The sequence below is a fragment of the Vreelandella sp. ssv genome (genome assembly GCF_059448525.1).
The window spans coordinates 257,813-283,857 of the sequence record NZ_CM182545.1 but is presented as its reverse complement, the minus strand read 5'-3'; the positions used below and the strand labels follow the sequence as shown (position 1 = coordinate 283,857).

Below are 26,045 nucleotides of genomic sequence, written 5' to 3'. Positions count from 1 at the left end.
CAGAAACAGCCTCTATATAACGACAAGATTATCGCGATGAATCAGCTCATGGGCTTCTACGTAACCAAGGATCGCTTCGATCTGGTGGCTGGGTTGGCCCGCCAACTGGCGCGCTTCATCAGCGCCATAATTCACTAAGCCTTTGGCCACTGACGCGCCCTGTTCATCCACGCACACCACCATATCACCGCGTTTAAAGCTGCCCTGCACATTACGCACACCCACCGCTAATAGACTAGAGCCTTTATCGCGCAGTACTTTCACCGCACCGGCATCCAGCACCAGTGTGCCACGCACCTGAAGTTGACCCGCCAGCCAACGCTTGCGCGCTGCCATGGGCGCTTGGTCAGGGCGTAACAGAGTGCCTAGCGCTTCGCCTGCCATTATCCGGTTGATAACGTCAGGCTGGCGGCCGCTAGCAATCACCGTGACCGCTCCGGAGCGCGCCGCCAGTTGCGCCGCGCGCACCTTGGTGCTCATGCCGCCACGCCCCAACGCCCCGCCGCTGCCTGCCACGGCGGCTAAGCGTGGGTCGTCGGCGCGCCCTTCGCCAATCATCTGGGCGTTGGGGTTGTGGCGCGGATCGGCATCAAACAAGCCCTCTTGATCAGTCAGTAACAGCAACGCATCCGCTTCCAAAAGATTAGCGACCAGTGCACCTAAGGTATCGTTATCGCCAAAACGAATCTCATCGGTAACGACGGTGTCGTTTTCATTGATCACCGGCACCACGCGCATCTCTACTAACGTGCGTAGCGCAGAGAGCGCATTCAGATAGCGCTTGCGGTTGGAAAGGTCGTCGTGGGTGAGCAGAATCTGCGCGGTGAGCATGCTGTGACGGGCAAAATGCTGCTCGTAGCACTGGGTCAGGCCATTTTGACCTACCGCAGCGGCCGCCTGCAGTTCATGCACGGCGCTGGGACGCACCTGCCAGCCAAGACGCACCATGCCTGCGGCCACGGCGCCGGAAGAGACCAGCACCACCTCAATTCCCTGCTGGTGCAGGGCGGCGATTTGATCCACCCAGCCACCAATGGCGGTTTCGTCCAGGCCACGGCCATCGTTAGTTAACAGCGCACTGCCGATTTTCACGACTACTCGCCGTGCACGGCTAAGCGCGCCGCGCCCTAGGATTTGCTCGTTACTTTCCATGCGACCCCACCTTAATCAGACAATCACAAAAGGGGCCGCGCGAACGCAGCCCCTTTTTAGCTTATTAACTTAAGCTTACTACTGAATGCACCCGCTCAATACCACTAAGGGGCGTATTCGACTTCAACATCGTAATCATCGTCGTCGAAGTCTTCGTCATCTTCATCGTCGCGCTTACGCCGACGACCCAAACGATCTTCGGTACGCGCAACCGACTCTTCTTCCATGCGGCGGCGCATTTCTTCTTCACGGGCCAGCGCCTCTTCATCTTCGTTCTCAAGGCGACGCTGCTCGGTCAACCAGCGGTAAGCCGCCTGAACCAGCTTATCGGTGCCGTCGCTGCTGATCGCCGAAATGCGGAACACCGGGCCTTCCCAATTGAGCGCCTGGATAATCTTCTGGGCGCGCTCTTCACGCTCATCTTCCGGCAGCAGATCAAACTTGTTCAGCACCAGCCAGCGCGGGCGCTCAGAAAGCGCAGGCGAAAACTGCCCCAGCTCGTGGACAATCGCCTTGGCCGCTGCCACCGGATCAGACTCGTCAAACGGTGCCACGTCGACCACATGGAACAGCAGCCGCGTGCGGGTTAGGTGCTTCAAAAAGCGTAGCCCTAAACCTGCCCCTTCAGAGGCCCCTTCGATCAAGCCGGGTACGTCGGCCATGACGAAGTGCTCGTGCATCCCAAGTTTTACCACGCCCAAGTTGGGCACCAAGGTGGTGAACGGGTAGTTAGCAACCTTGGGTTTGGCAGCCGACACCGAGCGGATCAGCGTCGATTTACCCGCGTTGGGCATGCCTAGCAGGCCAACATCGGCCATCACTTTCATTTCCAAACGCAGGTTGCGGCGATCGCCATCGGTACCCGTTGTGGTGCGGCGGGGCGCGCGGTTAGTCGAGGACTTAAAATGAATATTACCCAGCCCACGTCGACCACCTTCGCCCACCAAGACCACTTGACCGATTTCGGTCACATCAGCGATGACTTCCAGGGTGTCTTCATCAATCACCGTGGTGCCCACTGGCACTTTTACGTGCAGGTCTTCACCGGCCTTGCCGCTCATTTGACGACCCATGCCGCCCTGCCCATTCTGGGCTTTATAGAAGCGCTGGAATTTAAAGTCGATCAAGGTATTTAGTGCATCGTCACCAATCAGGTAAACGCTGCCGCCATGACCACCATCGCCCCCATCGGGGCCGCCCCTGGGCACATATTTTTCGCGGCGAAAGCTAAGACAGCCATTGCCGCCTTTGCCCGCCTCAACAATAATCGAGGCTTCATCGACGAACTGCATTGGATTCTCCCGGCCGCTTCCGCCGCCCTAATATGCACTGCTTTTTTCCCAACCTTTTCCCACCAGCATACTGGCCAAGACGTACCGGTAAAGTCATAGTGGAAAAGTGTATTGGAAAAGAGATTTAACCGACAAAAAAGCCCCGCCATAGCGGGGCCTTTTTTTCTCGTAACTTTTTCTTACCGTTACGAGCGCAACGCTGGCCGTTTAGGCAGAAACGATGCTTACAAACTTGCGGTTTTTCGGACCTTTGGTCTCAAACTTCACGAAACCGTCGCTCAGAGCGAACAGCGTGTGATCGCGACCTAGGCCTACGCCGGTGCCCGCGTGGAAACGCGTGCCGCGCTGACGCACGATGATGTTACCTGCAGTCGCCGCTTGGCCACCGAACAGTTTCACACCTAAGCGTTTGGACTCGGAATCGCGACCGTTACGCGTGGAGCCGGCTGCCTTTTTATGTGCCATTGCAAAATCCTCCTAGGGGAATTGACTGCTTACGCAGAAATTCCGGTAATTTTGACTTCAGTGAACCACTGGCGGTGGCCCTGACGCTTCATGTGGTGCTTACGGCGACGGAACTTGATGATAGTGACTTTATCGCCACGGCCGTGAGAAACCACTTCGGCAGAAACTTTAGCACCACCGATCATCGGCGCACCAATGTTGAAGTCATCACCGTCTGCGACCATTAGCACTTCATCAAACTCAATCGTTTCGCCGGTAGCGACTTCGATTTTTTCAAGCTTGAGGGTTTGACCTTCTTGAACACGGTACTGCTTGCCACCGCTTTTAATAATTGCGTACATGTCGCTCTCCGGACTTGTCGTTAATGCCGGTTACGCCCCGCGTAACCAACGCTCATCGCCTTCCGCTCTTATCGACCTGCTGCGAGTGGCGCCCCTTTTGGAGCCATCTGACAGGGAGCATGATGAGTGGGTCGCGGATTATAACGACTATCGCTGCTTACCACAAGACCACAGGCACTTGTCAATTGTTGCGGCCTTCCACTACCACAGCGTAACCGCAGCGCGTGTCTTGACGCCCAACAGGCAGCCCCATAGCATGACCCCAACACATGACCACATCTAATCCACAAATACGGGCGGCACTTACCGCCTCCCTCTGCCGCGATGAACGGATCCCATGACTGCTAACGTCTCCTCAGCCCAGCCCGTCAGCCCAACGCCTTCACCGCTGCACGCCGTGGTGGCCGATGACTTCGCAGCCGTTAACCGGACGATTGTCGAGCAACTCAACTCTAAAGTGCCATTGGTCGAAACGATCGGCCAGTACATTACCGAAAGCGGCGGCAAACGGTTGCGCCCTTTACTGGCACTTCTAGCCGCTCGCTCGCTCGACTACTCCGGCGACAAGCATATTCCGCTGGCCACCTTAATAGAGTTTATGCACACCTCCACGCTGCTACACGATGACGTGGTGGATGAATCACATATGCGGCGCGGCAAAAAAACCGCCAATGACGCTTGGGGCAATGCACCCTCGGTATTAGTAGGTGACTTCCTCTACGCCCGCTCGTTTCAGATGATGGTCGATGTGGGCTCGATGCGTATTATGGCGATCCTTTCCGGCGCTACCTGCATCATCGCGGAAGGCGAAGTGCTGCAGTTGACCAACATCGGCAACCCCAGCATCTCTGAAGAGGATTACTTCGAGACCATTTTGGGTAAAACCGCCATGCTGTTTGAAGCGGCTTCCCACAGCGGTGCGGTGCTGGCAGAGGCAACGCCGGAACAGGAGCAAGCCCTCCAGTATTACGGCCGCTATCTGGGTCTCGCCTTTCAGTTGATTGATGACCTGCTGGATTACCAGGGCGATGCCGATGCCATGGGCAAAAATGTCGGGGACGACTTGGCGGAAGGCAAGCCAACGCTGCCGCTGATCCACGCCATGGAACAAGGCACGCCGGAACAGGCCAAGCTGATTCGCCAAGTGATTCGCGATGGCGGGCTTGAGCAGCTAGACGCCGTGCTGGAAATTATTCACGCCACCGGTGCACTCGCCTATACCCGCCAGCGGGCCGAAGAAATGGCTGATAAAGCCCTGCAGCAGTTGGAAGCCTTGCCGCCCAGCGCCTACCGCGACAGCATGGCCCAACTGGCCCGCTTAGCGGTTGATCGCCAAGCATAAAAATTGCTAGATCACACCGCCGAGGACTTGAAAAAACGCGTCTGGCTAAGTATGATCCACCTCCGTTGTTGAGCACAGCTCGGCAACCTTCGGAATATAGCTCAGCTTGGTAGAGCGCTGCCTTCGGGAGGCAGAGGTCGTAGGTTCGAATCCTGCTATTCCGACCAAAAATTCCATGAAAAACGGCCACTTAGCTTACACAGCAAGTGGCCGTTTTTTGTTGGATTGGTTCTAGGTAGCAAATAGGTAGCAAGTAGCGGAAATCTGCATTGCTGTAGATAAGGCTAATTCCTTGCTTCTTGGTTTCCATGCCCGACGTCCTAGATATAACCCTTTATTTATCGGAATCCTACTGCCGAGATCGGCAAGAGTTTCGCAATAAATTTATTCCTATTGGCTATAAAAGTGACAAAAGTTTTAAAAAAGGTGGGTAATTCGACATTTAGGCTAATTAGCCATCACATGCAAGGTGCATAGTTCTTTAACTTATCCATATCAATCAATGTTTTAGGTGATTCTTAATGGATAGGTATTTTTCGTTTTTCAGGCTTACCAATAACTACGGAGTCACTCGGCTCCCTATCTGGCACTGGGTGTGGGAGGATCAGGAATGAACGTAGATCCCTCACGGGTCCCCCCTTATGGTCGGGTTCCATCTGGTGTTTTTATGGACAAGCGGTTAAATGCTCGGCACCTCCGAGTGCTTGGTATTTTGTATGCTCATGCAAATAAAGCGTTTGTCTGCTGGCTATATCTTAGCACCTTGATTGGCTTGACGGGCATTGATCGTCGAGACTTGCAGCGCACCCTAAGGAGCTTAGAGCAGCTAGGCTGGCTTCACACTCAGCATGGCGTTGGGCGCGCAAAGCGATCAATGTATCGCCTTCCCCCTCCTCGCTATCTTGATAAAGAAGAGCTCGAACATGGCGAAGGGGAGGCGGGCTGGGAAACCGCGGGCAGCTTGCCCCCCCATAACTTTGAAATGGCGGGTGGTTTATCTGCAAAAGGCGGGGCTTTTGGGCACAAAGAAACGGGTGAATCACCCATTCAGAACAGATTAAGAACAAAAAAAGAACAAACTACTTCTTCTGCATCACCGGAGTTGATGAAAGAGAAAAGAGAAGTTTCTGCTCCTGCCAGTACATGTGTTGCGCTCCTGCAAGATCCCGTCCAGCAAAAGCGGTTTAATCGATTCTGGAGCGCATATCCGAAAGGTCGTGGCAAGCGCGAAGCTGTTGAAGCTTGGAAAATCATTGCGCCTGATGAAACGCTCATCGAAAAAATGCTGGAGGTACTTGAGCAGGCGAAGAACTCTCACGACTGGTGCAAAAATGGTGGTCAGTTCATCCCCTTCCCCGCTAAATGGCTGGAGAGCTACGGGTGGGAGGATGAATGGTCAACGCGTGCCGGGCCAATTAAAGAAAGCAAAAACGATATTCACCCTGTCTCCGCTGAGAGCTCTAGACAGGGCAAGAGCTCAACGCAGAAAACTGCCTGTTCAGCACCTGAGGCTCCTCACCGAGTGGATAACTCAGCTGCCCTGGAGGCCCTTAGAACAATGAAGCTGGCGGTCAGTAGGGGTAACAATGGCAGGGCGCAGTTTGGTAGTTATAGTCCAAAGGCAGAAGATATTTGAGGTTCTTTGACACTTCATGTGGACTTGGCTTGATCGAACAGGCGGCCCACCGGGCTGCCAATCAGGTAGATCATGGCGATGAAGTTGGCCTCGTTCCGGTAGCCACGTGCGCTGACCGAGCCACCTGAAACAGGCCGTTCATCCCTTCCAGTCTTGCGTTCGTCAGGCCCGAGTGCCAGCGTCTAACCACCGCATCGGCATGTCGCTCAAGCGTTGCCAGGGCCTTACCTATCGACTTCAATAGTGGCTTTTCAGAAACCGCCGCCTGCATGACCTTGAGGTAGTTCGTGATGCGCCATTGAGCCGCTCTGGGTGCCGGGGCCTTCTGGATCCAGCGTAGCTTTTCCTTGATCACCTAGGTATCGACAGTGGCGCTCTGATCGGCCACTAGCGCAGGGAATGCCGCCAACTGTTAGGGTGTTAGGTTCTCGTTTTTATTGGCTGTGAATCTGAGACAGTCACTCAACGAAAATGGCTGTTCATACTTAGCCAGTAAGTGCTCTTATCAGCGATTAGCATGCCTTGTTACAACACCCGTAGTTAGTTACGGGTGTTGTAACGCTTTCCTACTCGCCTAACGACTTCAAAAGTGCATCCCTGGCATCTAGGTAGAACTGAATATCGACTTTGGTGGCCATCTCATCGGACAAGTCAAACAGCATCTTTCGAGAAGTCACTGGCATGAGAATAGCTGTCGCGCCTTTTTCAACAGCGATCTCTACTAACGTGACAGGGTTATGAATTGGCTCGATTGACCCACCAAGGTTAATCTCCCCTACTACGATAAGACCACCTCTCACGCTTCTTTTTAATAAAGCGGAACTCATGGCTATTAAAGAAGCCACACCTAACTTACTGCCTGATTTAGCAGCATCAAATGCTCGGAGCTGAATAGTAAACTCATGTTGCCTTGGTTCTTTGTCGCCTACTAATTGCCCAGCGCGCGTGTAAAGATTTTGCTCGGCATAACCCACACTTTCGCGAAAAGCCGGTGGCACAGGTTTATTAAGTATCTTAACACCAGTACCAGGCCCCTCATTCACTTCAATACGAAATAATCCAGGGTGTTCTTCTTGTCCGTTTGCTGTTTGTCCCCCAGGCGTAATTGACCATACCTGCCCCGGCTCTAAAGGATCATTTCCAATACTGCTATCACTCTGCAGCTCAGGAGTTGCAACAAACTTCTCTACACCATCTTCCCCCATTGTGTAGCTAAAGTGCGTATTTCTAAACTCGGCGGCACCAATACGTTTTTGCTGCTCCTTGACCCGTCGGCGTGCTTCCATCGCAATATGAATTGCCCACTCTATATCTTCTTCACTCGGTGTTAAGTCATCTCCAGGATATAACAACTTCAAGAGACCACTTGCTGTTTTATTAACCGCGTTAGTGTCACGCCCAGATAACGCTCCGCCAAAAAAGACACGCCCCTGCCATTGCGATACACGGCTTTGATTACGCAACTGACTCCAACATTCAGAAAGAAAATCACTCACTAAACCAAAGTGATCGGTCAAGAGTTCCTTGCTAACCTTGGGTACGTCCCAGCCTGGTAGAAAGGCATGAATGCGGTCCATAAAGGCAGTATCGTTACGCATCTCCTCGGGCAGGGGTCCAAACAGGTGCCCGATGCGCTGCTGATGTTCAACATCGACATCGAAGTTGCCTACCAGCACGATAGAGCCATCAGCGCGGATGCTCTCTTTGCCACGGGAAAACTCGCCACTTTCCATGTAGCCCTTCATGATATTGACGCCGTCCTTGTTATCGAACGAGATACCGGATACCTCATCGAAGCAGACCACATCGTACTGGCACACCAGGCCGCGCTGGCCGTTGGCGTTGTTAACGAACATCTTGGCCACGGTGGCCTTGCCACCGGAAATCAGGTGGGCATAAGGCGATACCTGCTGGAACAAGTGGCTCTTACCGGTACCACGGGGGCCAAGCTCCACCACGTTATAGTTGCGCTCCACAAAGGGCACCATACGCAGCAGCATGGCATCTTTTTGGCGCTCGCTCAGCCCAGCTGCTTCAATACCGGTTGAACGGAGTAAGAGGGCTTTCCACTCCTCAGTGCTAAAATGCCGACGTGCACGGCCTAGTTCATCGAGCACATCACGTTTTGATAACTGGATCTCTCGCAGGGCGCGGATACCGAAAGGGCGGCCTCCTTGCTCCTGAGCGATGCTAGCGTCGTACTCCAGTGTCAGCTCCGCGTAGAAGCCACCAGTCAGCATGCGCTCGTGCTCGCTAACCAACTCGTCAGGAATCCGCACATCGTTAAGGCGTAAGCTAGGCAAGCTCGCCATATAGGTGTCATTTTTCGTATCAAGTCGCGCTTGTATAAGGTCTATAACCTTGATTTCGCCCTTCTCACGAGCGCGGGCTTTGAACAGTTCTTCCTCGCCAGCCTTGATGGTGCGTGACTTGAGCTGCCGCTGCACTACCTCCAGGCCTTCCTCAATTTCTTCTGGATCGGTGCTGGCACAGTAGCGGCCGAGCAGAAACTCAACCACGTACGTTGGTACAGGAAACTGGCGAGCAAACGTACGCACCAGATCTTTGCGAACCAAGAAACCATCCAATAGTTCGGCGGCCTTGCGATCCAGATCATCGAGCTCCATGGCAATTCCCTTCAGTCATCAGTACCAATGGTGGTTAAGCATTGTGCAACCACATGTCCCGCTTCATTCACGATCACTACCTGGGCAGCCTCACCTTCTAGGTCGTCATCATCAACCACAACCGATGCTTTTCCTCCTGCCTTAAACGGCTTAGAAGACAACACCAAGCTAGTACTGGGATCTGCCGCATGACGGCGTAGGTCCAACATTAACCCATCAGTTTCGCCTTCCACGAGCACGGTGCAGCGCATCCCTTTCCAAACTAACTCGTCGATCACTACAAGAGGTGTGATTTCAGCTGATCCGTTAACTATTAGCTCCGGCGTAACGCACTCTTGCAGAGTCAAACCACCATGGGTGTACGACTCACCCGCTTTGAAGCAATAGACGCCCTCAGCTAACGCAAAGTGCATCTGTTCATTCCAGTACCAAGGAAAACGTGCTGTCGCCGTATTAGCCCCTGATTTTACCGAGGCACAGCGCCCCCACTTAGAGTCCACCAGGCTAGCGGAAAGCTCTGTTTTTGGTAGCTCACCAGGCATTAGCAGCCAGCCATGATCAGTCACTACCCTCACTTGCGCCCACCCTTGGGCAAGTAAGGCTTGAATGCGCTCCGCCACCTCGGCCAACATAGCATCCACACGCTGCGCGAGTTTCCAGCCACTTTCGTGGCCAGCATGATCGATGTCTCCAAACTCACACCATGCGGGCAGTGATGTATCTAGGGTTTCTTTATGCAGTTGTTCAACTTGGCGGCGTTCCAATACCTGCCACCCATTATCTCGTAGTAACTTCTTGAAAAGATGTGGCGTAATCGGTGTGAATTGGTAGCTTTCCGGCTCTTCTTTTATGGCACTACTGCCAAAGATGGGAGCCACCGCATATTTGCCGGTTCCTGTCACGCTAGGTAAAGCCGACCAAGTTGAATGTTCCTCTACATTCAAACCACGTTGGCTAAGTCTTTTGGCGAGCCGCTTACCACAATCTAGGCGTAATCCATCGACAAACAGAACACACTCCCCCTGACGCGCATGAGGAGAGGGCTCATCTCGTTTCAAGCCATCAACGCCTGGCCGCCAAACGTGTTGTAAATGCCGGGCAGCGTCATCGGCCCAACTGAGATAGAACGCCCGAATAGCGGTAAACACAGCCTCTTGTTCACGCTGGCCAGTGACTTCAGCCAGTGCTTTCAGAAGCGCATCATCTGCTTTCCAACCTTCTTGAACGTAGGCCTTATGCATATCGTCCGCTTGGCCCCCTGCCATGCTGCGCTGGGTTGCTTTGGCTAATAAGCTAAGCGGCGCTAACGCCATCGCTAATGGGCTTTCCCCTAGCTCCGCCCATACCCAGTCGCGCCGCCCCCCATGATCTTTTTCTAAGGCGTCAAGTCGCGTCCTTGCTTGGGGCGCAGGCAGATTCCCTAGCTCACATAAAGCATGGTAAAGCTTTTCCTCTTCCTGCTGATTTAACTGAGGCCACACCTGCATATCCTCAGCTTCTGGAAACAGCCCAAGGTCAGGTGGCGCCTGCTGTCGAAGCTGCTCTACCAGCTGAGGGTAGCGATGTGGTGCTTCACAGAATCGTGCCCATACCGTGCTCCACGCACCTTGGCGCTGCGTTAAGTATGTAAGGGCTTCCAATGGCGTCTGACGTTCTGGGTGGACGCCATACTGAGAAAGGCATATTTGGCAAAAGGCTTGCCACTCAGGGCTAGACCCACTTGCTTTTATAGCATCTGGCTGGCTCAGCCACTCCAAGACATCACGGACAGGATCACCGCCCATTAAAAGGGTATTGAAGTCATCCCCGTCTAAATGACGTCCTTGTAAGCTACCCAGCGACTCTTTAAGCAATCGTGGCAACGCCGCGTGTAACGCATGGCGAGTTGCCGCATCACGAGCGACATCCAAACCAAGCCCGCCCTGCTCTGTGGTAAGAAAAGCACGCGGCGTCCAATCCTTCGCATTAACCTGAGACCACAACACACCTCGATACTGCAGCTCTGCTAAAGGCTTCAAGGCTTCTGGGCACTCGCTAATGGCCCGCAAATCCTGCCGACCAACACCAGGTAAATACAGAATGGGCGCCCTACCTTCATCAAGGGCAACTCCCTCAACAGTACCGGCGATAGCGCACCGCAACCAAATGGCCGGGCCTCGACGCTCTTTAGGCGCATACTCACCTAACACCAACAATTCAGGTAGTGCAGACTGAATCTGGTTGATGACAGGTTCCCACAGCCGCTCGCGATCTGGCCATAAGATACAGGCCGGCGCGACTTGGACTTCAGGGTTGTGGGCGGCAGCATTACGAAGCTGCTCAACCATCTTCTCTAGTAATACCATGCCTTAAAATTCCCACTTATCGGCTAGCACTTCGATCAAATCTGACTGACGTTTCTCCACCACCTTAAGTGTCCACTGGCCTTCACCGAGTACCTGGCTGGTAAGTGCATAGGATGAAACGTTGCTGCGTCCACGGAAATAGGCTTCTTTCTTTTTCCCAAAATCATAATTTTGGGCCTGAGAGTTTCGGCGCTTGTTTAATGGTACAAGGTTGGCTAAGCGGTGAACCCACTGCTTTCTCACTTCAGGCTCTGGCCACCATTCGGCCCAACCACTATCGCTTGGAACAGTTTGCGGCAGAACATGCTCAATGGTCAGCACCGTTGGGTCATAGGTTGCCGCACCATCCGATACAAAAGAGTCCAGGCGCAGCATCAGATAGTTACGTCGACGGGCAGTCAGGGTGTAGATGTCGCCTTGCAGGGCCCGCCTCATTTCGGTCTTCTCATCTTCCGTCAGCTCGATGACATGGACCGGGTTGTCGTATTTATGCGATTGCTGAAGTGCTGCAACTAGCAGGGCATAGCGCTCGATACGCTGGTTCACATTTTTCGCACAAATGTGCATGTAGGCCGCCAAGCGTTCCAGCTTTCTGAAGAACCAGGCCACATAGGCAGGTTCGTTCTTATGTTCTGCCAGGAAAACCATAGCAGGCGGCACCCAGTCAGAGTTGTCTATTCGGTTCAACCAACGCAATGAAAGATTGACCTTGTCGGCGTCGGTTTCGGCGACGTAATGAGACTCTCGCAAAATCGAAAGGGTCTCAGCATAAGGTTCTAATACTTCCTCAATCAGCGTACATGTATCACTGACCTGTGTAAGAACATGATTACGGAATTCTTCTAACAACGCCCGCTTAGCCTTCTCCTTGGCATAGATCATGCGCACGTAGGCAAATAAATCATTAAAGCCAGAACGGCCCAGATCAACCTCCATATCTTCCCAGCGTTCGTTGTAGATTTCCTGCTCGCTGGTGGTCGGTAGCTTGCCGATGACATCCGCTTTGATGATATCCGTCGGCTGAAGATCCAGACCACGGCTGTTCATAACCGAAAATACTCGAAAAGCGGACTTCTGGCTTGGTGTAGCAACCGCCACAAGGAAACACCGTTGCAGTAAGAAGCTGATAAAACCATCCAGCTTTTCCAGTGAGTCACCGAAGCGTGAGCTAAGCCGTTTGATGATAAGCTGGCTATTGGTTTGGATATTTTTCTGGGAGTCATTTTCAAGCGAGGCAGGCTCTAAAGCTAGAAGCTTATTGAACGCTAGCTCTTGAACATAACGGGTAAAGAACTCTCTATCCTTTTCACGCAGCGTTAAACGTGGTTTTGGCTTCAATCCTGCAAACTTATTTCCTGGCTCAGTGATGTATTGGCTTAGCGTACTTCGATCCTCTCCTTCCAACTGGGCCGCAATAGTAGCGAGTAGAATCGTCAACGTGGTTAAACGTTGCTGACCGTCGATCACTTCAGCTTTAGGGCTGCCCTCTTCCTTGATGAGCACGATGCTGCCAAGAAAGTACCCTTCCTCATCTTCACTACGATAGAAATCGTACAAGTCGTCGAAAAGCTCTGAAGTCTGGTCGGTCGTCCAGGCATAGGGGCGCTGATAGGACGGAATCAAATACTCAAAATCTGAACTGAAAATCTTGGCAAGAGGGAACTCCGCCCCGCTGATCTTTTTACTCATGTCTCTCTGTTGCTCCCTGCCCTTACACCCTGATTTGCGGTTTGCCATCAGCATAAAAGGGTCGTTTTTTTACCCGCGCACCCTTGCCCGCTATCGGCTGCTAGTCATCAGTGCGTGATCTTTTAATGACACGCTAAGCGGTATCAATTGCCTGACAAGCAACGGCATTGCGGATCCCCGGCACGTCTACTGCAGTAACTACAGGGCGCATAGGAGGCCCTCTCTTTCCGCTGAAGATCGCTTAGCTCATCAACATGATGGAAGTGCCCACCAGCTCTGCCCAACTCCTTCTTGACCAGGGCCTCTCCAGGTACCAGAGAGCTGCCATCGCGGGTGGCCACGTTGGGTCGTAGCAGGACACCCCCTACCGGCTGCTCGCTCTGGCTGCTACGACCCTCAGGCTTTTTTGCCAAGCTCTCTACTCTACTACTTTGTTGGGTGGAATCGCTCATTGAGCGTCCGGTGATGCCCTGCATGATATCCAGACCGAACTCTAAAGAATGGATATCTGCACTATCGCTATCTCCCCTAATGGCTGATTTCGCCGAGGCGTGCAGGATCAAGTTATCGTCCACTTCCAGACGGAGCATGATTCGCTCGAAAAGCTTCGCCATTGAAGGCTCGACCTTAACGTTCAGACAGGCCAGAGATTGCCGTGCGTCGTTAGCCTGCACATGGCGGCCATGGCGAGTAGGTGAGAGCAGGCTGACCTTACCAACGCCATCGCGAGGATCGGTGCAGTAGAGCGTTAACATTTCTGCCTCGCTAACCTCACCGGCAGTGGGCATCTCATAGCCCGCTCCAATTACAGGAAAGTGCTGGTTGCGTGCAGCGTGAACCTCGATGTTCTTGGCCAGTCGCAACCGCGCTTTATCATGTGCAATCCAGGCGGCGCCTTCCGAAATAATGGAAAAGCCACGCTCGGAGATCTCGACCCGAGTGGCGCCAAACATCTCATAAAGCCCTGATTTGATCGCTGGCATATTGACGACGCCACCGGTTGCGAGGCAAAGCGAAATGTCCGAGGTGGTCAGGTCAGCTAATTCAATCAGCGCTTTGGCTCGTTTGACCCCTTGACGCACTTTCTGGCCGATGATCCCCTCCAGATCGTTGCGGGTCAGCAGGATGTCGATATCGGGGTCTGAAATGCCGTTCCGGAAGTAACCAGGGATATAGATAGGTTCTTGCTCCCTAGTCGACAGCTTGATTTTTGCCTCTTCGGCTCGGGTTAACAGGCGCAGGCTTGCGCCAGGGTCGATATCGACGTCATCTGGATCAAGGCCTGACGCCTCAACGGCGCGTTTCTCGACTTCTCGACGGATAGCCTCGTCCATCACATCCCCACCGAGTTCGTTGGTACCGTCGTTACGGACCTGTACCAACATGCCGCTCTGAACCTGGCATAGCGTGAGGTCTAGGGTTCCACCGCCCCAGTCGAAGACCAGCAGGTAATGCCCTTCAAGGCGACGAATCTCGTTCGCGGGGTCATCCTTGGTGCGTAAATAGCCATAGAGTGCTGCCATGGGCTCATGCACGAACTGCTCAATAACCAGCCCGGCTTGGTGGAAAGCCTTGCGTAGTTCGCGGCGCTGTTTGCCGTCCATATCGACTGGAATGGTGACGACGGCGCGACTGACACCGCGCTCAAGCTTATAGCGCCGATCTCCCTCGGTAGCCATCACCACGTGCTTGACGATATCCGCTACCATGTTGCGGGGGCGTCTAGGGACACCATCGACATGCACGTGCTCCCGATCCAAGAGCATCTTAGGAGAACGAACCACGTTACCGATAACGCCGATCTCATGGGTTGCCAAGCGCTTCTTAGCCTCGCTTCCGCAGATGACACTATCACCTTCATAACAGACAACAGAAGGATAGGGCTCGCCCCCTTGGTCGAATACTACGGTTTGGCCACCGATCACCTGACTAATCAGGCTGTTGGTAGTGCCAAAGTCGAAGCCAAAGATTTCCATATCACTCACCTTCTGTATCACGAAGAACTTTCTTTAGATGATCAAGCGTCTCTTCCACATAGTGAGAAACGATGTGTAGCTTGGGCGGATCGCGCTGTAGAGCGATTAGCGCCTCCTCAAGACGTGGCAGTTCGCTCTTCAATACCTTGGTAACCTGGGAGCGTAACCGATGCTTGTCATCTTCCTGGTGGATGCTGGCATGCTGGGCGTTCTGCTTCTGCAGGTTTAGCGCTGCTTCAAGCTCTCCGGTCGTACTGATCAAAATATCTCGCTCATGGCGTAATGCCTCTATTTCCTCCTGTGCCCGGTTATGCTTGATGGTGAGGCGCTCTATATCTCGCTGGAGCCTTTCAAGCTCACTAGATTGGCTGGCCTTAGTGTTCTCGATCTGTCTAGACAGCCAGCCCAGCGCTGAAAAGTCGGCAGCGTTCTGGGTGTAGGCTGTCTTCAGTAATACTTCCATCGCCTGGCTGGAGTAATGGGTGCTGATGGTGAAGATGCCATCTGCACGTAAAAAGCGCAGAATCTCATCTTCCTTGACCCATCCTTGGTTTGCCTGCCAGATCAAGCTCAGGAACAGCAGGTTGCGCAGCTTGACCTGACGCTCCTTTTTCTCCTTGGCGAGCATCTCCTTGCTGGACGCTATCTGTTCTGCTCTAGCGGCGTAGCGCCTGAAGAGCTCCTTGGCAGGGGGAAGTTCCTCACCCGTGAGCGGAAGCCAGGCATCGACATTTTCCAGAGCCAAATCGAAACTTTCTCGTCCAGCGTCAACGGTGAACTTCAGCAGCAGATCCTTGACGGTGAGGTTGCTATGGATTTCGAAGGCGGCGAAGGCCAGGTTGACGGTGCGAGTAAGCGAGGCGTCCTCACGTTGGGCGAGATCTAGAAGCTCCGAGCACTGAACAGCCGATAGGGAGCGCTCCTCCAATTTTTTCAAGGCTGGCTCGGTTATCTTCTTCGGTGCGCCCGAGGTCACATAGAAACGCTGGATGATATCGAAAACCCGCGTAATATTTTTGTTTCCATTCGAGGTGGTGAGAGTGCCGGATACCTTACCTGGCTCCTGGCTGGACGCAGCAACTAATGCGCTGTCCTCACTGGTGTCGATTGCAGACATTTGCCCACCTGGCCCTATATCTTGATGCTGCTTCGGCACCTCAGGCGCTGTATCAGATGTCAAAGTCGGAGCACCAGGTCGCTTAATGGTTTTGTGGCCTTTTCCAGCTTGGGCCTCGCCGCGTGAAGCGATACCCGTGGTCTTGTTGAAGATCGGGACGAACTTTTTATCGTCCTTCGGGGAGTCAGTCATTTTCTACTTCCTCGATGATACGGGTGGCCAGGTCCTCGAACAGCGGGCTATGGCGAAGCTTCTTGGCCCAGCTGGCAGCCCGAGCATGCTCTCCAGTTTCCCAGTAGGTATTCATGGCCAGTGCCTGGATTTTTACCCGGTCATGGTCGGTGGTCAGGCGCTTGCTTGCCAAGTGTTCCAACTGAGGCAGCTGCTCCTGCTGTTCCACCAGTGTTAGGCTGCAAAAGCGCATGATCTCGGCGGTCAAGGTATCTACTGGCAGGTTGTGACCGGAGGCGATTCTGGTATCGGGGGCCGGACAATGCTTGCCTGAGCGGAGCCCGTTCAGCATTCGGCAAGCAATGGCGACCTGGCCATCGGGTGCAAGAGCCTCTGCTTCGCTGAAGGCGTTGTCGTTAAAGTTGACCAGCGCCTTGATCAGGTTGGCCAGCGGGCGGTCCATGAATCTTAGTGCTTCACGGGCGGCGTGGAATTTGGCGGTATAGTCATCTCGGCTCAGGCTCGTGCCACCCCTCTGATCTTTTGCCAGCACGCCGTACAGGAAGTCACTGACGCCTTCCAGGTAAAACCTGGCACCATCCTCTTGTTTGACCACCGTGATGAGCTGTGCGATACGATTGCTTTCCAGCGGCTGGTTAACGATAAGCATGTTGAAGACTCGCTCGACCGCGGCCAGCTGTGCCGCGTTGGGTATGTCGAATTCAATGTGGTAAGTCACAGAATGGTCGGCGCTGGCCAGGGTGACCTCGTGGAAGCCTGAGGTGAGCTGGCTAAGTCGCTGGCATGCCTGTCGGCTGGTCACTTCCTGCTGGTCGATGACGATCCGCTCTGTTTGCTGGATCACCCAGTCTGCCGGTGGAAATGGGGTAGCAATCACCTGCCCTCGTTCGTTAACCATACGGCTACCCACCATCAGCAGAGGCCTTTTGAAGGGGTGATGGTCGAAGATGTGCTGCCGCCGAGCTTCACGATCCGCGAAGGCTTCGCCGCATTTGTCGCACTTAAAGGTGACGGGGCGGTTAGGCTCTATCGTTATTTCGGGGATGAGCACGCTGCCCCCAGCGTTGCCCGGATCCACGGCATCCGTGATCTTGACCATCGTTAACCTCTAACCTATATCTTTACTTTTTTATGGTTATTTAGCCGCTTTCTTCGCCGCCAGCGTAAGGTGGTAGTCATTAATGCGGTCGCCTTTGGCGCCGCCGAGCTGGGGGCCGAGTTCGTACCAGGGGGCGGATTTCACGTCTTTGCCGCGGTCTTTTTTCCAATGGGTATTGGGCTTGTGCACCAGCACACCAGCGCCTTTCTTTTTAACGTCAGGCACTGACAGGAAGGGGCGAATATTGAGGCGTACGCCGTCGTTAAGGTCGGGATGCCAGCCGATGGGCTGCTCCTCCAGCGGCTTCCAGCGCACGAAGATATCGTAGGGCTCTTCACCTTCGAGAATCAGCTCCAGGCTCTTCTGCAAGGCTTCAGCGGCGGCGAGGCGTGCTTCTGCACCGTCAATGCCATCAGTAATTTGCTTTTTCTGCTGGGTGATCCAGTCGCCAAGGTAGGTGTAGGTGAGGGTTTCCAGGGCCTTGTAGTCGAGCTTGTGATAGTTCACCAGAGCGGAGAAGCCGTCCTTGAGGCCATCCCATATGTGCCAAATAAAGGGGCGGTTTTGGAATAGCTTGCAGTGTTGGATGAAGAACTTATCGCTCAGCCAGCTTCCCAGGTCTTTACCAGCATGGTCGACACTTTCGAGCAGCTTGCTGCGGGTAGCTGCAGACCACTGATCGCCATAGGCCTCAGCCAGTAAGGCCTCCAGGCGATCCACGGCACGGCGCTCGCCGCGCACGGCGGGCAGGCAGACGATACCGTCACGGTCGGCATGGTCGAGCAGCTTCTTGCAGCGTTCGACCCACTCGCGCTGCTCATCAGCCAGCTCTATCTCCGGATCCCGTTCCGCTGGCCAGCGGTAGCCGAGTAACCGGGCAATGGCCACTTGCAGTACGGTATCGTCGGTGCGCAGCGGGCCATGAGCAGTCCATTTGGCCTCTTCGTCCCAGATTACAGAGCCGCAGGGATGGCCGTGGAAGATCCACTGCGTGGGATCGTTGGAGTAGGGCTCTGGGAGGCCGTGGGGGTATTTTGCCTCGGCAACCGTGGTCCAGTGGTTAAGATCAAAGCCAACTTTACCTAAAGTTGAGTTTGTTACATTAAGTTTTTGGTCAACTTCCCTTATTTTATTTCTGAATATTGGAGATAAGCAGAAGCATAAAATGGCGGCTATATTTTCTTTATCGTTAGGAATTATTGCTGACACATTGCTATCGAATGCTGTTCCAGAGTAAAGGGATGCAGGCAATTCACCCATCTGGCTAATCACTACACCTTTCATTCCCCAGACATCAATGCCTCTTTTCCATGATCCTCCCAGTCTTCCATTTAGTGACTCGATATAATTTAAATACTCTCCCTCTCCTTTTTGCCACTTGAAAATTTGTGAAAAACCCTTGTGGTGACCAGACTCTTTCGTCGTGCTTTGTTGATACTCCCAAGTGCAATTTTTTTCTCTGATTTCCCAAAAGTATTTCCCCCACCTTGGATAGTCGCCAGTATTAATTCCAGCTAAGGCAGATGCGTGCTCATTGAGAAGAGATGATGCTTCAAAATCGCCAAGCACCACTCTCGCATCGGGGTTTTTTAATTGATCATTCTGCTTGTTGCATTTTATTTCGTATTTGAGTAGCCCTGATGCCTTTTCATCAGCTGTTTGAGGTTCAGAAACATCCACGCCTCTCAGCCAGTTGCCCTGACTATTCGAATTTAGTAGATCCGCTGAGTTCCCCGAGCCACTTCCCCTGCTCAATGTGATCAACTGAACATTGAAATCCCACATTGGGGTCTGAAAGCCTTTTGGCCCTAGTCGCGCAATTAGGTGCCAAATGTCGTTCTGAAGCAGCTTTTCCCGGAATTTCTTGTAACTGGCCAGGAATAACCAGTTCTGCGGCAGCACATTGCTGGTAGTACCGCCTTCCACGCAGAGTTCCAGACAGCGATCGAGAAAGACTGTGGCCAAGTCATTCTTGGCCGCCGGGTAGTAGTCCGCGCAGAACTCTTGAAGTCTCGGATGCTGCTTACCGCGGGCCAGGTAGGGCACGTTTGTGATTACCCAGTGGTAGCGATCTCCTAGCAAGGTGGCCGCCTTGGCCAGGCCCTGAGCGGTGACTGCTGTTTCATGCTGTTCTTCACTACCCTCTTGGGCCAGCGCCTGATTTAGCGCCTCGGAGAGCTCTTCCCACTGGGTAATCTTGGCGGCGCTGGTGCGAGTGGGGTCAAGTAGGCTGCCAAGGATGGGGGCGTCCTTGAAGCTGTCGTAGAGCCAGTCCAGGGCGATGGTGAGGTTTTTCTTACCCAGCCCTAATGCCTTCCACTCCTCCTTGGCCACGCCGATGGGTAGGCCGGAGCAGGCCAGGTGAAGCTCGGGCAACGGTCGATAGCCGCCAGCACTGGGGTAGCGCCAGGCTGTTATCGCCAAGGCAAAGGCGGCCAACTCCACGCAGCGCTGGTCGATTTCCAAGCCGTTTAGGTTGTCACGCAACACTGCGTCCACGGCGTCGCGAGCGCTTAAACTTTCCAGCTCCATGCGCATGGGTACCAGCATCAGCAGCGCGGCGACCAGGAAGTGTCCGCTGCCGCAGCAGGGGTCTAGCGTTTTTAGCTCGGCGAGGCTTTCCGGCCAAGCGTCGAAGGGGCCAGAGGCGGGTGTCCAACGACTGGTTTCCTCGTCCTTAACGAAGCGCAAGTACTCCAGCGGTAAGCCCGGCAGGCTGGCCTTGTTGCGCAGCTCTTGCTCACTTTCGGCATTGGCCAAGTCGGCTTCCGACAGGCGGCGGGCGGCCCACCAAGCACCCAAGCTGTTATCTAACAGAAAGCTGACCATGTAAGGTTCGGTAAAGAGCTGAGTCACCGCAGGCAGTTCGTCGGCACCGATCTTCACCTCAGAGCGGTTGATGCGCTCCTTGTTGTCGGTCTGCCAGAACTGGTAGACCCAGCCGAGGCTATCGCTGGCATGAAAGACTTCTACGGCCAGCCCAGCTAAGAGCTCTTCCAGCTCGCGCTGATACTCGGCGGCCAGGGTGATTTCGAACACAGGGCTATCAACGCGGAACACTTGGGGCAGCATGGTACTGGCCAGCTTTGCGGCTAAGGCCCAGCCACTCGGATAGCCTTCCTCTTCCGCCAGCTCTTCGCACTCTTCCAAAGTGACCGCCACTCCGTCGTACATCAGCAGCTCATTTTCGGCCAGGAAGCGCGCAAATAGCATACGGTGCCAGTGTTCATAGGCGATCTCGCCGCTCAGTCGGGTGACCGCCTGAGCGCCCTCCTTGAGGGGGTCGCCAAGGCTTCGGGCGTGGGCGCGCAAGCGGCGACGCAGGGCGCGCTGATTGTCGTTTAAATAGCCAGGTGCGCTCTCTTCGCCTACACCCAGCTGTTCCAAGGCGGCCCCGGCGGCCTGTTCGGCCACTGGGCGTGCTTTACGAACAGTGCGATCGAGCTGATTACGGAGTGCTTTATCGAGTGGCTGCATGCCAATATCCTTGTAGTCCCTACGAAGCGTTCTCTACAAAATTACCTTCGCAAATACGCTTTTATTGCGCGTAAGCATTAATTTGCGCATTGAGCGGTTTTTAATGCTCATTTTAATGCGCAGCGCATTGGCTTACGCATTGAGATATTCGTAGCGAGCGTGCTTGCCTCGGCCAGGCGGCTGAATTTGTGGGTTTTCTTCGCGAAGTTCTCGCATCAAACGGTAAGCATGATTGCGATCGAAACGCGTTATCTGGCGAATTTCTTGATTAGTGAGGCCAGCCTCGCCGCGTTTGGCGCGCTCCATTAGGATGCTTAGCACTCGCATTTTGGCGGCATCCCAGTCGATACGTCGGCGGGTTTCTGCGCTTCCGTCAGCACAAAGGCGGGCATATAGCTCTGGGTGAATGCTCCAGTAGGCACCACGGCCACTGCCGCCGTGCTCTACGTAGCTCTGCTGCTCCATGCGCGCAAGCAATTCACGTGTCTCGGCTTCGCTGCGTTGGCAAAGACCCGCTGCCGTGGCTGTATCCATTTCAGCGTGTTGAAGGAGATATTGCAGCAGCAGCAACTGATCAACCCCTAGGGATCGGCCACTTTGGCTTTCTTCGGCAACGAACTGCCGGAATACAGCATTGAGTTCACGTTGGTGGAAGATCACCGCGACAGAATCACCGATTTCACGAATCACCGGCGGTTCTTTACCTTCCATCAGCATGGCTGAATACATACGGCTTACGCCGAGGTTTGTCCGGTTTACCAAGCGCAGCTTAACCAAGGCATCCACTAGCAAGGGGTTACGTGCCGCTGGCTGGTGGTGAAGGATATTGTTCTCTCTGATACCCGCAATAAACCCACCGTTGTTGCTAATTTCCAGACGCTGCGGGTAAAGCTTGACCATCACAGGGCCAGCAATGCGTAGATCTACGTGACAGAAGGCATTCATCAATGCCTCGCGTACGGCTATTTCTGGCCAAGTGCGGTATTCGAAGTGGAACATGCCCTGTTCCACGGTGGTAATAGGATTAAAGGGTACCAACAGGTCTTCAATACGCTGAACAGAGATAGGAATAGCGCTCACTCGGTCTTCACGCACTCCATAGACGGTATCGGACTGCATTTGCAGAAAAGTCCACAGATGCCCCGGTACATGCTCGCGCAATGCCGCCTCAGTACCCGCCAATAGAATAGCGGCCCTTGTCATCTGACCATTGCGTATCAATCCCAGCGTATCTAGCAGTTCTATATCTGGCCGGCGAAGCAACTCTTCGGGCGCTCTTTCACGTTGCGCTAGGGTGCGCAGTGCCTCCATCGCCACCGGGGAAAGCAGACTTTCATCAACGCGACCAATGGCCTCGGCGGTGTAGTCGGTTTCACCGGTCTCGACGCCAATTTTGCGGCGCATTGTGCCGGTAAGTGGCTGGCAGTCTTTGCCGACCCTCACGGTGCCACCGCCTTTGGTATCTGTATGGGGCGGCATGCCAGGATGCACCTGCATAATCAGCACTCGGCCAGTGCCTTCAGGTACATGTAGTTCTTCAAAAACGGGCATGATATGCGGATCCGTTTGGTCGTAAACGGCTCGCTTTAACATATTTACGTCGATTTCCGGCGGCACGCCCAGTACGGCGCCTTCGCGCCCTTTTACTTTGTCTGCCACGCCATATACGACGGTACCGCCACCGCCATTGGTCATACAAACCGCCATTTGCACAACCTTCTGTACCGCCTTATCACGACTGCTGGTATCCCACTGTTTAAAATCCAGATCCTGGTCTTCTAGCTCGTCAGCAATACAGTGCTCCAGTTCGTCTAGCAGCGCTTCGACGTCGCGTTGTGTTCTCATGCCCTTGCGCTCCTACTGGGTGATGACCGGTCCATTCTGGAGGGCATCGCGCAACTCCCGACGAGCATCCTCAAGCCAAGTCTCGATATCATCTTCACTTTTCAGCGTACGGCGGGGTAATTCAACAAACTGGATTTCTGGCTCCATTGCCTCAGCGGCTTTTACCAAGATGTCGTCAAACCGGCTGGAAAGCGCAGCAATGCGATCCGCTAAGGCATCAGGGCGCACATGGCCTAAGGTGGCCAGCACTTCCGCTGTTGAGCCTAGGCTGATGGCAGGGGCATCAGCTGCTGTCAGGCGTTTAGTAGCAAGCAAGTCGTGTCGCTCATCTGGTGACAGCTGTTGCCAGTTATCGTCTGCTTCTAAACGTTGCATACCAGTGGCGTGCTCACGCTCATAGCGCTGCTGGAGGTCGTTAAACACCTCTCGGAATTGTTGGGCCAGGCTCGCTAACAACGGCTGCACGGGGTCAGGGTCATCTAGCAAGGAGCGGTGTGCTCGAATTTGCTCCACCTGAACGAGTAAGGGTTCAGCCCCTTGGAGCCCTTTCGCGTAATCAGCAAGCTGTTTAAGCGTTCCCCATGCTGGCCGGCGTTGCGTAATTTTCTCAGCCGTGGCCTGCCAGCTTTCAATGGCATTGAGCAGCTCATCCTGGTTGGTGACGATAGCCTTCAGCTGGTCGTTACCACTACTTAAGCGAACGGCATCGAGCGCATCCACATTGGGTTTTTCTGGTAGCGGAGCTTCGCCCCCCGCTTTCTCTGCTAGTGCTTGTAGCTGTGCAACAAACTCAGGAGCTTTGGAAGACTCCTCCCCAGACTTAGGGTTCACGCTGAGCTTCTGCATCACTTTACGAATTTTGATGCGCTCAACGGCGGAAAGGGTGGTGGCTTCAATACGGAAGTCCGTTTTTCCGATTGCCCGCCGATCAAGCTCTTGTGGGGCGGTATTATCTGCCGCTCGAATTTGGCCTGCGACCAACAAAACTTGTAGGGCACCATCAATGGCATCTTGGGGCCAGCCAAAATCACCATGCTCAAAATGCTCGCGTATCTCGCCGCCCTTTTTCCCGTTAGCTAAGTAACTAAGAATCGCTTTACACACAGGGTGAGACTGCGGTTCACCATCGTATCCAATAGCATTCAACGCATCGGGGGCGCCCTGCTTCGCTTTGGCATATACTTTGTCCCAACTGGCATGGTCTGCTAGGTGAAACTTAGGGTGCAGGCGCGCTAACGCGTTCTCAGCACCTTCTAAAATGGCATCTCGCAGCGTGGCACCCATTATTTCATTGCCACCGCCCTGAAAAACCTGGGCTCCGCTAAAGGCATCGTCCAGTAGCTCTTTAATGCGGCGCTGAGCACTATTTTGCGTGGTTTGCATCGCCCCACGCGCCTCTTGCCCTTCAGGTGTGCCTGGTGTGCCGCGGGTTTCTAGTGTTGCCGTCGCCGCTCTAAACTCAATCAACTGATTGCGTAGCTCATCAGCAGAGCGCTTAGGGATAAAGACAAACAACGTGGGAGAGTCTGACCCTGCCTGGCGAGCATCGGCACGCAATTGGCTAACATCATCCGACCAACCATTTCGTACCCACACATAGAGCTTTTCGTTCGCATCGTTAGGCAACGCAATATCAAATATTGGCGACAACGGCCGAGGCACTTTGGCATTACCGTGGGGCAGCGTGAGGTTGCCTACCAGCTGTGCAAAGTGTCGACGAATGAGGTCATCGCGTTCGGTTTCAATTTGATGCGTGGCATTACCCAGCGTGCTCTTATGGCTAAGAAAAGCGTCATTCCAAGCAGCACTCTCCTCGGTTTGAATACGATATTCATCCCCTACCTTGATGATGAACTCACAATCATCTAGTAACCCTGGCAGTTGGCTACGCAGCGAGCTACTTCCTGCTTTTAGGTCATCGACTAACAGGTCAGCAATGTTGTTGAGCGTTGGGTGCAGGCCCAGATCGGTATTTGTACTGGCTACTTTGTTAATCAGAAACACAATCGCGCAAGCGCGTGCCATCAGCTGCTCTGTTTCATTGCCATCTCTCCAGCGCTGCGTTGCATCGTGCAAACGGCGAGGCAGCATACGAAACTGCAGTAGCTTATCTGAGAGATTAAAGTAGAGATAATCGGCCGCAATGATGTTGCCGAGCGGTTCGTCTAAATTAGTTTTTATCGCCGCGTGGATAAGGCTTAGCTGGCCACGAAGCTGGCTGTCGGTGCCTGTTTGGTCTAGTACGCGTAGCGCTGCATCCCAGAAACGCCTGCGTACCGGCAGGATGGGATAATCTTGAGCGAAATGCTGGGTATCATCCTGTTTATGGGCAATAGAAGACTCAGATAGGTGGCGCGAAATCTCGCCAACATTATTGTCCATTACCTGCTGAACGGATGTTTTTGCTTCTGGCTTCTTAGCGAGCAGCACTTGCCGAATAACGGCATCAACATCGGCATCCGACAGTTCAATGCGGCTGGTGAAACGCCCCTGCAATCGCGCTAGGTTGCTAGTACCCGTAATAGCGGTTTGGCCCGTACCAATAAACATCAGTCGGCTGCCTAAGCCTTTACAACAAGCCTCCACTGCTTCTTGCACTTCAATTGAGCGCTGCCCATCAGTGCCAATGTACTGCTGTACTTCGTCTAGCACGACTAACGTAAGGGGCAATTTGCCATCTTCACTTAATGCCTGACGAATCGCCTTGAGCATGTCGTCACTGCTGACATCACTAGTAGGCGGAAAAAGATTGCCAAGTGTTTCTGCACACACTTCCACACTGCTAAACGTTTTAGGCTTCGCCCTTACCAGCGCTTCATGCAGCGACTCTGCGACATAGAAGTTATCCAGCTCTTCTTGCCAATCATCCCCTTGAGCCACTAGGTCTTCACGCACCTGCTCCAAAATGCCTTCATCGCGTAGCCACATGACAAAGCGCGCCACCGGATACTGCTGCGGCAGGCCTGCAGCGCGAAAAATTACCGAAAGTAAGGCTAACCGAACGCTTTGATCGCGAGAGCTCGCTCCTAATGTTCCAGAGGCTGCAAACAGTCCACCATGTCGCTTACCCTGGGTAGATAGCTCTTTGAAGAGGTCTTGTATCTCTTGGGGTAAATGGACGATACCGCGAGCAGTGGCGCCGTCATCAAATGCCACGTCTTCCCACAGGTTACGAAGCATTTTCGCCATGTGGGACTTACCCGAGCCAAAGAAGCCGCTAATCCAGACGCCTGGCTGCTGAGAAGCACCACTGCTCAGGTTTCTCAGGTAGGTATCCAGAATGTCGAGCATGCCTTTCGCATATTGACCATCGCAAACAAACGTCTCTAGCTCGTAGCGCAGGACTGTTTGGGCGCGACTGCTAGTGTCGTCATTGACGTACGCAACGCCCTCGTTGACTAAGCGTTGCTCAGCGGGATCCTTTGCGTATACATCACGATTGCGCATGCA

The 26,045-nt window shown here is 53.8% G+C and carries 16 protein-coding genes and 1 tRNA gene; 3 read left to right on the top strand and 14 right to left on the bottom strand.

Annotated elements, in window-relative coordinates; translation table 11 throughout:
• Positions 1–12: 12 nt before the first annotated feature.
• The 4 genes from proB to rplU form a co-directional block, all read right to left on the bottom strand.
• Positions 13–1,152, bottom strand: a complete 1,140-nt coding sequence (proB, locus tag AC5TBW_RS01345; RefSeq protein ID WP_495510370.1) for a glutamate 5-kinase — start codon at positions 1,150–1,152, stop codon at positions 13–15.
• A gap of 104 nt (positions 1,153–1,256) precedes the next feature.
• The gene (cgtA, locus tag AC5TBW_RS01340; protein ID WP_495510369.1) at positions 1,257–2,444 is read right to left on the bottom strand and encodes an Obg family GTPase CgtA; all 1,188 of its coding nucleotides are present in this window, start codon (positions 2,442–2,444) and stop codon (positions 1,257–1,259) included.
• Between the two features lie 207 nt (positions 2,445–2,651).
• Positions 2,652–2,909: a 50S ribosomal protein L27 gene (gene rpmA / locus AC5TBW_RS01335; RefSeq protein ID WP_008957069.1), complete on the bottom strand. Its 258-nt coding sequence runs from the start codon at positions 2,907–2,909 to the stop codon at positions 2,652–2,654.
• 29 nt (positions 2,910–2,938) lie between these two features.
• Positions 2,939–3,250 carry a 50S ribosomal protein L21 gene (rplU, locus tag AC5TBW_RS01330; RefSeq protein WP_176304985.1) on the bottom strand — a complete coding sequence of 104 codons (312 nt, stop codon included), beginning with the start codon at positions 3,248–3,250 and terminating at the stop codon, positions 2,939–2,941.
• Between the two features lie 337 nt (positions 3,251–3,587).
• Here rplU and ispB point away from each other — a divergent pair, with 337 nt between their 5' ends.
• From ispB to AC5TBW_RS01315, 3 genes are all read left to right on the top strand, one after another.
• Positions 3,588–4,592: an octaprenyl diphosphate synthase gene (gene ispB / locus AC5TBW_RS01325; RefSeq protein WP_495510368.1), complete on the top strand. Its 1,005-nt coding sequence runs from the start codon at positions 3,588–3,590 to the stop codon at positions 4,590–4,592.
• A gap of 90 nt (positions 4,593–4,682) precedes the next feature.
• Positions 4,683–4,759 (top strand) — tRNA-Pro (locus tag AC5TBW_RS01320).
• Between the two features lie 443 nt (positions 4,760–5,202).
• Positions 5,203–6,228: a helix-turn-helix domain-containing protein gene (locus AC5TBW_RS01315; RefSeq protein ID WP_495510367.1), complete on the top strand. Its 1,026-nt coding sequence runs from the start codon at positions 5,203–5,205 to the stop codon at positions 6,226–6,228.
• A 70-nt stretch (positions 6,229–6,298) separates the two neighbouring features.
• Here the strand turns inward: AC5TBW_RS01315 and AC5TBW_RS01310 are convergent, their stop codons facing one another.
• The 10 genes from AC5TBW_RS01310 to brxC all read right to left on the bottom strand — a co-directional run bounded on the left by AC5TBW_RS01310 (position 6,299) and on the right by brxC (position 26,042).
• The gene (locus tag AC5TBW_RS01310) at positions 6,299–6,583 is read right to left on the bottom strand and encodes a transposase (protein WP_495510366.1); all 285 of its coding nucleotides are present in this window, start codon (positions 6,581–6,583) and stop codon (positions 6,299–6,301) included.
• 211 nt (positions 6,584–6,794) lie between these two features.
• The gene (gene brxL / locus AC5TBW_RS01305) at positions 6,795–8,855 is read right to left on the bottom strand and encodes a BREX system Lon protease-like protein BrxL (RefSeq protein WP_495510365.1); all 2,061 of its coding nucleotides are present in this window, start codon (positions 8,853–8,855) and stop codon (positions 6,795–6,797) included.
• Between the two features lie 11 nt (positions 8,856–8,866).
• Positions 8,867–11,200: a BREX-1 system phosphatase PglZ type B gene (gene pglZ, locus AC5TBW_RS01300; protein WP_495510364.1), complete on the bottom strand. Its 2,334-nt coding sequence runs from the start codon at positions 11,198–11,200 to the stop codon at positions 8,867–8,869.
• A gap of 3 nt (positions 11,201–11,203) precedes the next feature.
• Positions 11,204–12,889, bottom strand: coding sequence for a DUF262 domain-containing protein (locus AC5TBW_RS01295; RefSeq protein WP_495510363.1), 1,686 nt, complete (start codon positions 12,887–12,889; stop codon positions 11,204–11,206).
• 143 nt (positions 12,890–13,032) lie between these two features.
• On the bottom strand, positions 13,033–14,865 hold the full coding sequence (locus tag AC5TBW_RS01290) for an Hsp70 family protein (protein ID WP_495510362.1): 1,833 nt from the start codon (positions 14,863–14,865) through the stop codon (positions 13,033–13,035).
• 1 nt (position 14,866) lies between these two features.
• Positions 14,867–16,174, bottom strand: a complete 1,308-nt coding sequence (locus tag AC5TBW_RS01285; protein ID WP_495510361.1) for a hypothetical protein — start codon at positions 16,172–16,174, stop codon at positions 14,867–14,869.
• Positions 16,167–17,273 (bottom strand): hypothetical protein, encoded by a 1,107-nt coding sequence (locus tag AC5TBW_RS01280; protein ID WP_495510360.1) that lies wholly within the window; start codon positions 17,271–17,273, stop codon positions 16,167–16,169. Before AC5TBW_RS01280 ends, AC5TBW_RS01285 begins: the two co-directional genes overlap by 8 nt.
• A gap of 36 nt (positions 17,274–17,309) precedes the next feature.
• Entirely contained in the window at positions 17,310–20,750 is a 3,441-nt protein-coding gene (locus AC5TBW_RS01275; protein WP_495510359.1) for an Eco57I restriction-modification methylase domain-containing protein, read from the bottom strand.
• A gap of 132 nt (positions 20,751–20,882) precedes the next feature.
• Complete coding sequence (locus tag AC5TBW_RS01270; RefSeq protein WP_495510358.1) at positions 20,883–22,595, bottom strand: RNA-binding domain-containing protein; 1,713 nt, start codon at positions 22,593–22,595, stop codon at positions 20,883–20,885.
• Between the two features lie 12 nt (positions 22,596–22,607).
• Complete coding sequence (brxC, locus tag AC5TBW_RS01265; RefSeq protein WP_495510357.1) at positions 22,608–26,042, bottom strand: BREX system P-loop protein BrxC; 3,435 nt, start codon at positions 26,040–26,042, stop codon at positions 22,608–22,610.
• Positions 26,043–26,045 lie beyond the last annotated feature (3 nt).